The following is a 16,334-nucleotide window of genomic DNA, read 5'->3' on the forward strand; positions in this document are numbered from 1 at the left end:
ACCATTGGTCAAATTAACTAATTTTCATTGCGAGATTAAGCGTCTTACTTAGCAATAGTTTGGATAGGATTTAATGGGCATTTCAGTAACGAACATTTCATTTACAAGTAATGTGCTAATGAAGGCTGTACTAACGGACCAAGTACTTAATAAGCCAGCTCAGTCAGACCTTAACCTAACGTTTCAATGCTTAGATCGTCTATGAAAAGCATTACCTCCTACGAGTTATCGAACTCTAAGAAACAAATCTTTACTTGGTTGCACAACCTCAGCAACCAGAATTTTCAGCTGTGTTTTTATAAATCTATTACAGATTTTCTTTCTATGTATCTAAAAACGCCGTATCAAAACATGTCATCACTCTCTGTGATGTCCAGTGGAGACTCATAATGAGCCAACCCGAAACAAACAAACCTGAATCTATCGACGATACTCGTCTTAATAAGCGCCTTAAAGATATGCCGATTGCAATCGTTGGCATGGCGAGCATGTTTGCGAATTCCCGTTATTTGAATAAATTCTGGGATCTTATTAGCGAAAAAATCGATGCTATCACTGAAGTTCCAGACACTCACTGGCGTCCAGAAGATTACTACGATGCAGACAGAACGACGCCAGATAAGTCTTACTGTAAGCGTGGCGGTTTTATTCCTGAAGTCGACTTCAACCCAATGGAGTTTGGCCTTCCGCCAAACATTCTTGAGCTGACGGATACGTCTCAATTGCTATCACTGATCGTTGCAAAAGAAGTACTTGAAGATGCAAAACTTCCAGAAGGTTACGATCGCGATAAAATTGGTATTACGTTAGGTGTTGGTGGCGGTCAAAAAATCGCACAAAGCCTGAATGCTCGTCTGCAATACCCTGTATTGAAAAAAGTATTCAAGAGCAGCGGCATTAGCGATGAAGATAGCGAAATGCTAATCAAGAAGTTCCAAGATCAGTATATTCACTGGGAAGAAAACTCGTTCCCAGGCTCACTTGGTAACGTTATCTCAGGTCGTATTGCTAACCGCTTTGACCTTGGTGGCATTAACTGTGTGGTAGACGCTGCATGTGCTGGCTCTTTAGCTGCAATGCGTATGGCGTTGAGCGAACTTGTTGAAGGTCGCAGTGAAATGATGATCACTGGTGGTGTTTGTACCGATAACTCACCAACCATGTACATGAGCTTCTCTAAAACTCCTGCATTTACTACTAACGAAACTATTCAGCCATTCGACATCGACTCTAAAGGTATGATGATCGGTGAAGGTATCGGTATGGTGGCGCTTAAGCGTCTTGAAGATGCAGAGCGTGATGGCGACAGAATTTATTCTGTGATCAAAGGGGTAGGTTCATCTTCAGACGGTAAGTTTAAGAGTATCTATGCACCGCGTCCTGAAGGCCAAGCTAAAGCGCTTAAACGTGCTTACGATGATGCAGGCTTTGCTCCGCATACACTTGGTCTACTTGAAGCGCACGGTACAGGTACAGCTGCAGGTGATGTTGCCGAATTTGGCGGTCTAAATTCAGTATTTAGTGAAGATAACGAAGAGAAGCAACATATTGCTTTAGGTTCGGTTAAATCTCAAATCGGTCATACTAAATCGACAGCAGGTACAGCTGGTCTTATCAAAGCGGCTCTTGCACTGCACCATAAAGTACTACCGCCAACGATCAACGTGTCAGCTCCGAACCCTAAGTTAGACATTGAGAATTCTCCATTCTATTTGAATACTCAAACGCGACCTTGGATGCAGCGTGTTGACGGTACTCCACGTCGTGCTGGTATTAGCTCATTTGGTTTTGGTGGAACAAACTTCCACGTCGTTTTGGAAGAGTACACCCAAGAACATGCTCGTGGTGATAAATACCGTCAGCGTCAAGTACCACAGTCGTTCTTATTCAGTGCAGAGTCACGTAGCGCGTTAGTTGCTAATATGAATCAGGCCAAATCAGCTCTCAATGAGAATACTGATCTAAGCAAACTTGCAGCAGAGTACGCACTGCGCGAAATCGATGCATCTCACGCTCGTCTTGGTTTAGTGGCAAATGATCACGCTGATCTTGAAGCTCAGCTGACGAAAGCTATCTCGATGGTCGAGAGCCAAGATAAAACACAGTGGCAATTGCCTAACGGAACGACTTTCCGTGAATCAGCATTCACTGGTTCTGATAGCAAGGTTGCTGCGTTGTTCGCAGGGCAGGGCTCTCAATACCTAAACATGGGTCGCGAGCTTGCATGTCACTACCCAGAGATGCGCCAGCAATTAGCAAAAGCGGATCAGGTATTTGGTCAGCATAAGAAGACGGCGTTGTCTCAAGTACTTTTCCCTATCCCAACATTCACAACGGATGCAACTAAAGCTCAAGAAGCTATATTAACTAACACTGCGAACGCTCAAAGTGCTATTGGTACCGTTTCAATGGGTCAGTTTGAGATCATGTCTCAAGCAGGTTTTAAAGCGGACATGGTTGCAGGTCATAGCTTTGGTGAATTAAGCGCGTTATGTGCGTCTGGTGTTATTTCTCAAGATGATTACTACCAATTAGCATTTGCTCGTGGCGATGCAATGGCAGCTACACCAAAAGAAGGTGACAGCGGCACAATGTACGCTGTGATCTTAGATGCTGACAAATTAGCAGACGTTGAAGGCTGCATTGCTGAGTTTGAAGGTGTAAGCATTGCAAATTACAACGCGCCAACTCAGCTTGTAATTGCAGGGCCGACGGATGCTGCTAAGCAAGCTTCTGATGCCCTGACTGCGAAAGGCTTTAAAGCAATCGCATTGCCTGTGTCTGGTGCATTCCACACACCATTAGTTGCTCATGCTCAAAAACCATTTGCATCTGCAATTGATAAAGCATCATTCACTGCGCCTACGCTACCACTGTACTCAAATGCAACGGGCAAACTGCACGGTAAAGATGGCAAGGCAATTAAGAAAGCCTTCAAACAGCACATGCTGCAATCAGTACATTTCAGCGCTCAACTTGAAGCTATGTACGACGCTGGTGCTCGCGTGTTTGTCGAATTCGGACCGAAGAACATTCTGACTAAATTAGTAGAGAAAACGCTAGCAGATAAAAGTGAAGAGCTGTGCACGATCAGCATTAACCCAAGCCCTAAAGGTGATAGTGATCATCAATTGCGCTTAGCGGCGGTTCAATTGTGTGTAGCGGGTGTGTCACTAAACAACATTGACCCATACCAAGCTGATATTGCAGCGCCAGCAGCTACGTCGCCAATGAACATTAAATTGAATGCGACGAACTACATCAGCCCTTCAACTCGTAAGAAAATGGATAAGTCATTATCGACGGGTCAAGTGACTGAGAAGACTGAAATTGTTGAAGTGAAAGTTGAAGTCGAAAAGATTGTGGAAAAAGAAGTGATAAAAACAGAAGTAGTAGAAGTACCTGTTGCCGTTGCAACAGAGCAAGTACCGGCGACAGCACAAGTTGCTACTCAAGTAACGCCAGTTCAAGCGTCTAACGTTCAAACTAATGTTCAAGCTACGTCGCCAGTCTCTGTAGATGAGTCGTCGTTACAGTCGTTCTTTAACGCACAGCAACAAGCCGCTGAAGTTCATCAGCAATTCTTAGCAATTCCTCAGCAATATGGCGATACGTTTAATACGCTAATGTCTGAGCAAGCTAAAATGGCAACAGCAGGCGTTTCGGTTCCAGAAAGCCTACAACGTTCAATGGACATGTTCCATCAACACCAAGCTGAAACGCTGAAAGCTCACGCGCATTACTTAGAGATGCAAGCTCAAAGCAACAATTCAGCACTAAGTGCGCTTGGCTCTCAAAGCGCAGCACCAGTAACGGTTCCTGCTTATGCACCAACAGTTGTTGCACAAGCAGTAGTACCAGCAGTTAATACGCAGGTAGCTCCGCAAACCGCTCCTGTTAAAACACAAGCTGCTCCAGTTGCCGCTCAAGCGCCTAAGTCTGTAGCTCCAGTAGCACAACAGCAAGCGACTCAAGCAACTCAAGCAATGACAGCTAAGACTTCAGCACCTGCAATCGTTGTTCAAGCGGCTAAGGCTCCGGTCGCTAGTGCGCCAGTTGCTCCAACTCAAGCAGCTTCGACGCAAGTACAATCAGTTGATGCTGAAAAAGTAATGCTAGAAGTGGTTGCTGAGAAGACGGGCTATCCAACAGAGATGTTAGATCTTGATATGGACATGGAAGCTGATCTTGGTATCGATTCTATCAAACGTGTTGAGATTCTTGGAACGGTTCAAGATGAAATGCCAAACCTTCCTGAGCTTAATCCTGAAGATTTAGCAGAGTGTCGTACGCTTGGTGAAATTGTTGCTTACATGAACACTAAGATGCCTTCTGGTTCATCAGTAACCAGTAGCGCACCAGTTCAAGCTGCTCCAGTTTCAAATGGCCTAGACGCGGCTAGTTCTTTGAGTGCTGAAGTAGTTCAAAAAACAATGCTAGAAGTGGTTGCTGAGAAAACAGGTTACCCAACTGAGATGCTTGATCTAGAAATGGATATGGAAGCAGATCTTGGTATCGACTCAATCAAGCGAGTAGAAATTCTAGGTACCGTTCAAGACGAGCTACCAACACTACCTGAGCTTAACCCTGAAGATTTAGCTGAGTGTCGCACTCTGGGTGAAATCGTTAACTACATGAACAGTAAGTTATCTGCTGTGCCGGCTGTTGCAACAGCATCTCCTGCATCAGCGCCAGTCACTAGTGGTCTAAGTGCTACTAATTCGTTAAGTGCAGAAAAAGTTCAAAAGACAATGTTAGAAGTGGTTGCTGAGAAAACTGGTTACCCAACAGAAATGCTTGATCTGGCAATGGATATGGAAGCAGACCTTGGTATCGACTCAATTAAGCGTGTTGAAATTTTAGGTACTGTTCAAGATGAACTGCCAACTCTTCCAGAGCTTAACCCAGAAGATCTCGCTGAATGTCGTACTCTTGGCGAAATTGTCGCTTATATGAACAGCAAATTATCTGCTGTATCTGTATCGGCACCTGCTGCTCAACAAGTTCAGGTAGCAACAACAGGTGGACTTAACGCAGAGACAGTTCAAAAGACAATGCTTGAAGTGGTTGCTGAAAAAACGGGTTACCCAGTAGAGATGCTTGATCTAGCAATGGATATGGAGGCAGACCTAGGTATCGATTCAATTAAGCGTGTTGAGATTCTAGGTACGGTTCAAGACGAACTACCAACTCTTCCAGAGCTTAACCCTGAAGATCTAGCAGAGTGTCGTACACTAGGCGAAATCGTTTCCTATATGAACAGTAAAGGCATGAACAGCAAACTAGGTGCACCTGCTCCTGTAGAAGAAGTAGCGCAAACCGAAGCAGCTCCAACAGCGAACGGTCTAAACCCAGAGCATGTTCAGTCAACAATGCTAGAAGTGGTTGCAGACAAGACAGGTTACCCAGCAGAAATGCTAGACCTAGCAATGGATATGGAAGCAGACTTAGGTATCGACTCAATCAAGCGTGTTGAGATCCTTGGTACGGTTCAAGATCAACTACCAACTCTTCCAGAGCTAAACCCTGAAGATCTAGCAGAGTGTCGCACACTTGGTGAAATCGTTACTTACATGCAAGGCAAACTGTTGGCGTCTGCTCCAGTCGCTAACGTTGATAAGCCTGCAACTCAAACAGTGACACCGATTTCTGAATCTTCAGAACTTCCTCCACACAACGAGGTAGCGCTAAAAAAGCTACCAGCGGTAGATAAACTGGTCGATTGTTTTTCAAAAGACGCGTGTGTTGTGATCACCGATGATGGTCATAATGCGGGTGTTTTAGCAGAAAAGCTGACTGCTAACGGCGTTCAAGTTGCTGTAGTACGTAGTCCACTATCTGCCGCGTCACCACTAAACAGTGAAATCGCAAGCTACACGCTAGAAAGTATTGATGATGCAGGTGTAAGTGCTGTTATCAATTCTATTGAAGCAGACCTAAAATCTTCAAACAAAGTAATTGCAGGTTTTGTTCACCTACAAGCGTTAGTTAATTCGAAAGATGAGCAGTCGAAGTCAGGCGTTAACTTAAATGTCGATTCTAAATCGTCAATTTCAATCGCGTTCTTATTCGCTAAGCACCTAAACAGCCAACTTAATAGTGTATCTGGTCGTAGCGTATTCTTCACACTAAGCCGTATCGATGGCGGTTTTGGTTACCTAGATGCAGAACAATTAGTGAATGCTGAGCTAAACCAAGCAGCACTTTCAGGTTTAACAAAAACGTTGAGCCACGAATGGACAAACGTGTTCTGTCGTGCGCTAGATGCAACGCTAACGCTTGATGCTCGCCACTTAGCTGAAGCGATTACAGGAGAGCTTTTCGACATTGATACTAATACGGTTGAAGTAGGTCTAATTGAAGCTGTTGAAGGTGAATCTGGCCGTGCAACGTTGATTGCAGCAGTTCCAGGTGAAGCTGTAACAAAAAATACAGCAGCAAAACTGGGTAAGAGCGATAAGGTTCTTGTTACTGGCGGTGCTAAAGGCGTAACGTTCGAGTGTGCTTTAACTCTTGCTAAGCAGTGTCAATCTCACTTCATCCTAGCTGGTCGTAGTAAGCATGTTACTGCAAGTGAGCTTCCACAATGGGCTCAAGGTAAGAAAGAAAGCGAGCTAAAGCCTGCAGCAATTGCACATTTACAAGCGACAGGTGATAAACCAACACCAAAGAAAGTCGATGCGTTAATAAAGCCTGTATTAAGCAGTCTAGAAATTAATGCCGCATTAGCAGCATTTAGTGATGTAGGCGCTAGCGCCGAATACTTAAGTCTCGATGTATCTAACAGTGAGTCTGTAGTAAATACACTGGCGAACTTCAACGACATCACTGGCTTGATTCACGGAGCAGGTGTACTGGCTGATAAACATATTCAAGACAAAACGTTAGATGAACTGAACATGGTTTACGGAACGAAAGTCGGCGGATTAGAAGCAGTACTTAGCGGTCTTGATAGCAGCAAGCTGAAATTGGTTGCGATGTTCTCATCAGCGGCGGGTTTCTACGGAAATATTGGACAAAGCGATTACGCGATGTCGAACGAAATCTTGAACAAAGCAGCACTGCAGCTTTCAGCACGTAACCCAGAAGCGAAAGTAATGAGCTTCAACTGGGGGCCGTGGGATGGTGGCATGGTAAATGCGGCGCTGAAAAAAATGTTCGAAGAGCGTGGTGTTTACGTGATTCCTCTACAGTCAGGTGCAGAACTGTTTAGTTCTCAGCTGCTAAGCGAAACTGGCATTCAACTTCTTGTTGGTACAAGCATGCAAGGCGCTGAAGAGGAAGCTTCTGTAAAAAAGCTTAATGCGGAGTCTATGCATCTTGCAAAGAGTCCGCTGAAAACAAGCATCACTGTGACACGTATCCTTGATCCAAAGGCTCTGCCTTTCATCAAGGATCACTGCATTGCCGGTAACCCAGTGTTACCGACAGTGTGTGCAATCCAATGGATGCGTGAAACAGCGCAGCAATTGATAGGGGCGAACGTTAGCGTTCGCAACTACAAGTTGCTCAAAGGCGTAATCTTTGACACTGATGAAGCACAAGAATTAATAGTGACGCTGTCACCTGTGGCTGTCAGTTCTAAAACAACGGCTAAAGCTTCGGCTAAGACGGATGTGATAAAAGCGTTGATCAGTTGCCAAGGTCGTCCGCAATACCAAGCTGAATTGTTGGTTGCTGATGCTCAGGCAGAGAGCGATGTACCGGCCTCATTGGTAAAATATTTTGATACTAGCTCAGGCTCAAAAGTAGCCACTGCAGAAACGTTGTACAGTGATGGAACGTTATTTCACGGGCCAATACTACAAGGCATTAAAACGGTAGAGCGTTTTGACGACGAAGGCCTGTTAGCCCAATGTGAAATGCCTACTGTTGCTGATAGTGATTGCGGATCTTTCATTGCAAAAAATGCGTTTGGTGATAGCCAACCATTTACTGAAGATTATCTGTTACAAGCGATGCTAGTTTGGGCTCGTCTAAAGTACGGTTCAGCAAGTCTTCCTTCTGCAATTGGTGAGATGATCTGTTATTCACCAATGCAATCAGGAGATAAAGGCTATTTAGAACTTGAAGTGATCAAGAGTACCGCTCGTTCACTGCAAGCGAATATTGCTCTTTATCATCAAGATGGTCGATTAAGTGCTGTTATGAATGGGGCGAAAGTGACCATCAGTAAAACGCTTAATGACGCCTTCTTAGCGAATCAACCTGAGACTAAATCGGCAGCGAAAAAGACAAAAAAGTCTAAGACAGCAGATTCTAAAACGGAAAAGGAGCTATCCTCATAGTGACTGTTCCTTCTAATAAAGCGATGCCTTTGCGCATCGCTCTTTTAGCTCAGCCTGCAAACGCCGCTGGGCTTTCTGCCGACTTATTATCCTCACTTCCTACTGTTCAAAAAATAGTGATCGGTGACGATTTCAATCTATCGATTAATAGCGCTATTGAAGCGGTGTCTGAAGGTCATGTTATTGAGCTAACTGCGGCTTCTGGTAATTCAGGGTTGGAAAGTAGCATCTTAATGCTAAGCGCGCTAAGTGCTGCGAAAAGTAAAATTCATCCACATGCTTACTTTGCTGGTTTTTGTGAAAACAGTGCGACAAAAGCTGAGAGTGTCGAAGAAGCACTTTCACATGCACGACGTCAACATGAAGACCTCAGCTATGATCGTGATTTTGATGTAACGACTTCTGCCCAGCAGTTTGCCCAACTGTTTGAGGTGGTAAGCGAACTATCAGGTCGAACACTGGCTAATCGGTATTGGTTTACTCAGCCGAATAGAGCACGTGTTGCGTCGCTAACGTTTAATCGCAAAAGCGAGGGCTCAACAAGTTTAATTTTGACTCAAGCGACAGGGCTACAGCCAGCTAAACCATTGCTTTCTGAAGATCGAGTGATGTTTGTCGTTAGTGGTTCAAATGAAACGGAACTTAAATCTGCTCTAGCTCAACTAAAAGTACAGCTTAGTGATTTGCCTTTAATTGACTCAAGTGAGTTTAAAGCGATTGAACTGATTGAGTTAATGCATTCGAACCTAAAGCAGTACCAGACATCGGGTTCTAAAAATGCTGCTTGTGCTGATATTGTCATTCAAGCGGTATCGGTAGAGTCTGCGTTAAAAGAGATCTCTGCGTTAGAAAGTTCACTGAGCAAGGTAATGGCTGAAAACAGTCATTACAAAACGCCCGCTGGTAGCTGTTTTTCACCGTCACCAAATAGCAAAGGTGGCGTTACGTTTGTTTACCCAGGTGTAGGCACAGTCTATCCGGGGTTGCTTCGTGAATTTCACCACTATTTCCCACAGCTTTTTGCTCGTTTAGAGCGTGAAGGTGATTTAGAGGAAATGCTGCAGGCGAGTAAAACGTACGCTGATGAACCTAAAGAGTTGTCATTAAGTGAACTTGCCATCGCGGGAGTCGGCAGTAGCTATATTCTGACGCAGTTATTGTGTGAAGATTTCGCAGTGAAACCGGATTTCGCTTTGGGTTACTCTAAAGGCGAAGCATCCATGTGGGCAAGTTTGGGCGTGTGGAAAAACCCACACGCACTGATTGAGATGACTCAAACCAGCCCAATATTCACCACCGCGATTTCAGGTGAGCTAACTGCGGTACGTGAGAATTGGCAATTAAGCACTTCTGAACAAATTAAGTGGAATAGCTTTGTTGTTCGTAGTGATGCTGCATCTATTGAAGCTCTTCTACCTGAGTTTCCACGCGCTTATTTAGCCATTGTTCAAGGTGATACTTGTGTTCTAGCGGGTTGTGAAGAAACGTGCCGTGCTCTTCTTAAGAAGTTAGGCAAGCGTGGAATTCCAGCGAATCGGGTAACAGCGATGCATACTTCTCCAGCTTGGAGTCAGCATGAGCAGATTCGTGAGTTCTACACGCAACCAGTATTTGATGAACTGCCTGAGCATATTCGTTTTATCAGCGCAGCCGAAAATCGTCCAGTTGATATCGACAGTCAAAGCATTGCACTTTCAATTGCTAATACGTTTTGTTCGACATTAGATTTTACTTCATTGATTCGTAGTGCCCGTACACAGGGTGCTCGTCTGTTTATCGAAGTAGGGGCTGATCGCCAGACAAGTACGTTAATTGACAAGATCAATCGTACAGATGAAGTGTCCAGTCACTACTGTACTGTTGCAGCGAACGCTAAGGGGGGTGAAGACATCACTACGCTATTGAAGTGTATTGGTCAGCTAATTACTCACCAAATTCCCTTGTCTATGTCACCACTTCTTGAAGGGCTAGAGCAGCAGATAAATGATGCGAAAATTCAGCGCCAGTTATCTGCAACGAACTTACTAGTAACAAACAGTAGCTCTGCCGCAGAGAATCAAAAAAATAACCACCAAGGAGAGCCAATATGAGTTCTCAGAAAGATAATGTGAAATGCAATAAAATTGCAATTGTAGGTATTGCCAATCAATACCCACAATCTGATACGCCAAATGATTTTTGGCAGAATCTACTTAATAAGAAAGACTCACGTACAACGTTAAGCGCTGAAAAGCTTGGTGCGACACCAAAAGATTACCAAGGTGTTCAAGGCGAGTCAGACCGTTTTTATTGCGATAAAGGCGGCTATATTGAAAACTTTAATTTTGACAGCTCAGGTTACCGCGTAACGGAAGAGTCATTTAACGGTGTTGATCAAAGCTTTTTATGGGCTTTGGATACGAGCCGAAAAGCGTTAGTCGATGCAGGCGTCAATCTTAGTGCAGATGTGCTAGAGCGTACGGGTGTGATTATGGGGGCGTTATCGTTCCCAACAACACGCTCGAATGATCTGTTCTTACCTATGTACCACTCTGTTGTAGAGAAGGCCCTGAAGACGAAGCTTTCAAACGAAAACTTCCAGTTACTGCCGACCAATGAGCAACCTCAGCTACTCAATGCGATCAATGGAGCCGCTGCTCATAACGCGTCGAAGTTGGTTGCTGATGCATTAGGCCTTGGCAATGTACAGCTAAGCTTAGATGCAGCATGTGCAAGTTCGGTTTATTCATTAAAGCTTGCCTGCGATTACCTTAATACGGGTAAGGCTGACATGATGTTGGCTGGTGCAGTGTCTGGCGCAGATCCATTCTTTATTAACATGGGCTTCTCGATATTCCATGCTTATCCAGACCATGGTGTATCAGTCCCATTTGATAGCAACAGTAAAGGTCTATTCGCTGGTGAAGGTGCAGGTGTTTTAGTTCTAAAACGTCTCGCTGATGCTGAGCGTGATGGCGACAATATTTACGCCGTTGTTAGTGGTATTGGTTTATCAAACGATGGCCGTGGCCAGTTCGTATTGAGTCCAAATAGTAAAGGCCAAGTACAAGCATTTGAACGTGCGTATGAAGCGTCAAATCTAACACCAGAAAGCATTGAAGTGATTGAGTGTCATGCTACAGGTACGCCACTGGGTGACAAAGTAGAGCTGACCTCTATGGAGCGTTTCTTTACGGATAAGTTACAAGGCTCAAGCGTACCACTGATTGGCTCCGCTAAATCAAACCTTGGCCACTTGCTTACAGCAGCGGGTATGCCAGGGATCATGAAAATGATCTTTGCAATGAAGGAAGGCGTGCTACCGCCAAGTATTAACCTTGATACCCCTTTATCTTCTCCAGATGGTCTATTCGGTACGCAAACTTTACCGAAACAAGTTCAGTCGTGGCCAGATAAAGCAGGCAACTCTGAACGTTGTGCTGGTGTATCCGTGTTTGGTTTTGGCGGTTGTAACGCCCACTTATTACTTGAAGCTTACTCAGAAAACAGCAGCAACAATGTATCGGTTCAGCAGCCTAGTACTAACGCCGCGACTTCTGCATTGAAGATAACAGGTCTAGCATCTCACTTTGGTTCCCTAAAAGGTGTGTGTGAGCTCGATAGTGCGATTAGATCAAACTCAAACGCGTTCATTGAACTGCCGAAGAAACGTTGGAAAGGTTTAGACCAACACCAAGAGTTGTTGAGTAAGCTTGGTTTAGATGGCGTTCCAAGTGGCGCGTATATTGATCAGTTCGACCTTGATTTCTTACGCTTTAAAGTACCGCCAAATGAAGATGATCGTTTGATCTCGCAGCAGCTGTTATTGATGAAAGTTGCCGATGAAGCGATTCGTGACGCTAAGTTAGAAGCTGGACAGAAAGTCGCAGTTTTAGTGGCGATGGAAACAGAACTGGAAATGCACCAGTTCCGTGGTCGTGTGAATTTGCATAGCCAGCTTGCTGATAGCCTTGAAAACATGGGTATTGATTTAACGGATGCTGAATATAAAGCGCTAGAAACCATTGCGATGGACAGTGTAATGGATGCGGCGAAGCTGAATCAGTACACCAGTTTCATTGGCAATATCATGGCATCTCGAATCTCATCATTGTGGGACTTCAATGGACCAGCCTTCACTATTTCCGCTGCGGAGCAGTCTGTTGCGCGTTGTGTCGATGTTGCTGAAAACCTAATGTCACAAGAGTCAATTGATGCAGTCGTTATTGCCGCAGTAGACTTAAGCGGTAGTGCTGAACATGTATTACTACGAAACAGCATTACGCCAGTCGCTTTAACTGCCAACGACCCTAGTTCAAAGAATTCGGGTTGGAAAGTCGGTGAGGGTGCAGGTGCGCTTGTTCTGGTTGATCAAGCACACGCGGAATCAACCCAATGCCAAGCTTACGGTGAGATAAGTGCTTTGGCCTTTGGCTCTAGTCAACGTGAACACGTCGTGACTGACGAGCTTCTAACACGCGTAGGTGTAAGTTCAAATGAGGTTTCTCTTCTTGAACTCAATGAAGCCGCTGAAAATAAAACAGCTAGCCAATTAACGAGAACGTTAGCCACAGCGACACCAATACATGCGAGTGACCGTGTTGGACATTGTTCATCAGCATCTGGTATGGCGAGCCTTATTCATGGTTTATTGAGCCTAAATGTTCAATCGCCAGCGAACGTAAGTGCATCGAAAAGAGCAGTTGTGGCAAACATCAGTGAAGGGCAGTGTTCTCAATTACTGTTAACCCAATCAAACGTTGAATCCCAATCTTTGAATGGCCGTTTAAGTAGCGAGTTGCCAAGTGACAGTAAGCGTCAATTAGTTAAGTCAGTAGCACTGGGTGGACGCGATATTTATCAGCACATCACGGAAACACCGTTAGCTGATTTGAATCAAATCCAACAAAAGTCAGCGGGTAAATTAGCGAAGAGACAAGCTACGGTTGCGACATTAGCGCAATCGAATATTGTGACTCTACAACACGCTGAAGTTCCACTGCTAGAGACGGCACAAATAGAGACGTCACAGCTTACAACAGCACAGCCTTTACATTCTTCTGCAACTATTTCTTCTGAAGCTTTGGCGACGATTTCGCCGAATTCGATTACAGGTAATCACAGCAATATGACTACAGTCCTATCCGCTAAAGAGAACGCACCACAGCTTTCAGCGTTCAATCAAAATCAACAATTGACTCAAGAAGTGCACAAAGCGTTTCTACAGACTCGAGCTCAAGGTCTTCAAATAGCCGATGCACTAATAAAGGCGCAATTAAATGCCGTTACAACGGGTATTGATAATGCCCAGTTAAGCAGCAGTGTTCAAACAGTGGAAATTCAAAACGGTGTGGCTAGCGCTCCTGTAACGCAACCAGTGAATGTACTTTCTTTGCCAGATCTAGCAGCTCCGGTTAAGCCAGTCCTTAAACCATGTATTTGGAATTACGACGACTTAGTTGAATACGCCGAAGGTGACATCGCGAATGTATTTGGTCCAGATTATGCAATTATTGATAACTACTCTCGTCGTGTAAGACTGCCAACAACCGATTACCTGTTGGTATCTCGTGTTACTAAACTAAACGCGACAGTAAATGAATACAAGCCAAGCACAATGACAACGGAATACGATATTCCTGTTGATGCGCCATATCTAGTTGATGGCCAAATCCCTTGGGCAGTGGCCGTAGAGTCAGGTCAATGTGACTTAATGCTGATCAGCTACTTGGGCATTGATTTTGAAAACAAAGGCGAGCGTGTTTATCGTCTACTTGATTGTACATTGACTTTCTTGGGCGATCTTCCACGTGGTGGCGATACGCTACGTTACGATATTTCAATCAATAGCTTTGCTCGTAATGGCGACACGCTGCTGTTCTTCTTCTCTTACGAATGTTTCGTTGGCGATAAGATGATCCTGAAAATGGATAACGGTTGTGCGGGCTTCTTCAATGATGAAGAGCTAGCTGACGGCAAAGGCGTGATTCACACTGAAGATGAAATCAAGGCACGTAAATTGGCGACGAAGAAGCGCTTTGAGCCAATCTTACATTGTCCTAAAACTCAGTTTGATAACCAATCACTACGTCATCTGCTTACTGCAAACATTGTGGAATGTTTTGGCCCGACTCACCAATCCGATCGTCATCAACCTTCACTGTGCTTTAGCTCTGAGAAGTTTATGATGATTGAAAAGGTTAGCCGTGTTGAACCACAAGGCGGTACATGGGGACTTGGTCTAATTGAAGGTCACAAGCAGCTAGAGCCTGAACATTGGTACTTCCCATGCCACTTTAAAGATGACTCAGTAATGGCTGGCTCATTAATGGCAGAAGGTTGTGGCCAGCTGCTACAGTTCTACATGATGCATTTAGGTATGCACACGTTAGTACAGAACGGACGATTCCAACCGCTAGAGAATGCACCACAGCAAGTACGCTGTCGCGGTCAAGTTCTGCCTCAATCAGCGGAACTAACGTACCGTATGGAAGTAACAGAAATTGGCTTGAGCCCACGTCCATACGCGAAAGCAAACATCGATATTCTACTTAACGGTAAAGTCATTGTTGATTTCCAAAACTTGGGTGTGATGATTCGTGAAGACGAAGAATGTACTCGTTACATCGGTTCTGGTGATTACGTTGTGACGGATGAGACTACGGTTCCTTACGCAAAAACGGCTTCAACTGCTTCTAGCTCAGTAAAAGCGGTTGTTGCAGATAAATCGGTAAGCCAACAAGCATCAGAAAATGCACCTCTAATGGCGCAGGTTCCTGATCTAGAAACGGCTCCAAATAAAGGCGTGATTCCACTTCAGCACGTTGAAGCTCCGGCAACGCCAGATTATCCGAACCGCACTCCGGATACAGTACCGTTCACGCCTTATCATATGTTTGAATTCGCAACGGGTGATATCGAAAAATGTTTCGGTCCTGACTTCTCAATCTACCGAGGCATGATCCCACCACGTACACCGTGTGGCGATCTGCAATTGACGACTCGTGTTGTTGATATCAAAGGTAAGCGTGGCGACTTCAAGAAACCGTCTTCGTGTATTGCGGAATATGAAGTACCTGCGAATGCTTGGTATTTCGACGAAAACAGCCATGAGTCATTGATGCCATACTCGGTATTAATGGAGATTTCTCTGCAGCCTAATGGTTTCATTTCTGGCTACATGGGTACAACGCTTGGTTTCCCAGGCGAAGAGCTATTCTTCCGTAACCTTGATGGTAGCGGTAAAATGCTACGTAACGTCGATTTACGTGGTAAAACCATCACCAATGACTCACGTCTACTTTCAACAGTCATGATGGGTACTAACATTGTTCAAAGCTTCAGCTTCGAGCTAAGTACCGATGGCGTTCCTTTCTACGAAGGAACTGCTGTATTTGGTTACTTCAAAGGCGCGGCGCTTAAAGATCAACTGGGTCTTGATAACGGCAAGGTTACTCAACCTTGGCATGTCGATAACAACCGAACGCCAGACGTTAGCATCGATCTTCTTGATAAAACAAGCCGTTACTTCAACGCGCCAGTTTCAGCAACGGGCGTAGAACAAACGCACTACAAACTTGCTGGTGGTCGTTTGAATTTCATCGATAACGTTCAAATCACGAGCGATGGTGGTAAGTCTGGCCTTGGTTACCTATACGCCGAGCGTACTATCGACCCTAGCGACTGGTTCTTCCAGTTCCACTTCCACCAAGACCCTGTAATGCCGGGCTCTCTAGGTGTTGAAGCGATCATTGAGCTAATGCAAACGTACGCGTTGAACAAAGACTTAGGCGCTGGTTTCCTCAATCCTAAATTCGGCCAAATTCAGTCTGAGGTGAAGTGGAAGTACCGTGGTCAGATTAACCCACTAAACAAACAGATGTCTCTTGATGTACACATCACTGCAATCAAAGATGAAGACGGCAAGAAGATCATTGTTGGTGACGCGAACCTAAGTAAAGACGGTCTTCGTATCTACGAACTAAAAGACATCGCGATCTGTCTTCAAGAAGCCGACAGTATCGAAGAAGTGTAAGCCAAGTTCATGTTGGTAAGAAAAAGAATTAG

General features: G+C 44.7%; 3 protein-coding genes. All 3 read left to right on the forward strand.

The features are described 5' to 3' along the window. The first annotated feature begins 389 nt into the window (after positions 1-389). The 3 genes from KP803_RS09660 to KP803_RS09670 are packed head-to-tail and all read left to right on the forward strand — an operon-like array spanning position 390 to position 16,302. Positions 390-8,288, forward strand: coding sequence for a type I polyketide synthase (locus tag KP803_RS09660; protein ID WP_248008618.1), 7,899 nt, complete (start codon positions 390-392; stop codon positions 8,286-8,288). Beyond that, positions 8,288-10,378: a PfaB family protein gene (locus KP803_RS09665; protein WP_248008619.1), complete on the forward strand. Its 2,091-nt coding sequence runs from the start codon at positions 8,288-8,290 to the stop codon at positions 10,376-10,378. Before KP803_RS09660 ends, KP803_RS09665 begins: the two co-directional genes overlap by 1 nt. After that, complete coding sequence (locus tag KP803_RS09670) at positions 10,375-16,302, forward strand: hotdog fold thioesterase (RefSeq protein ID WP_248008620.1); 5,928 nt, start codon at positions 10,375-10,377, stop codon at positions 16,300-16,302. Before KP803_RS09665 ends, KP803_RS09670 begins: the two co-directional genes overlap by 4 nt. Positions 16,303-16,334 lie beyond the last annotated feature (32 nt).

Source organism: Vibrio amylolyticus (assembly GCF_023145695.1).
Taxonomy (GTDB): Bacteria; Pseudomonadota; Gammaproteobacteria; order Enterobacterales; family Vibrionaceae; genus Vibrio; species Vibrio amylolyticus.

What these genes read in the sequence shown, in the direction of transcription:
- KP803_RS09670 (WP_248008620.1), top strand. Translation starts at nt 10,375, where the DNA reads ATGAGTTCTCAGAAAGATAATGTGAAATGCAATAAAATTGCAATTGTA.
- KP803_RS09660 (WP_248008618.1), top strand. Translation starts at nt 390, where the DNA reads ATGAGCCAACCCGAAACAAACAAACCTGAATCTATCGACGATACTCGT.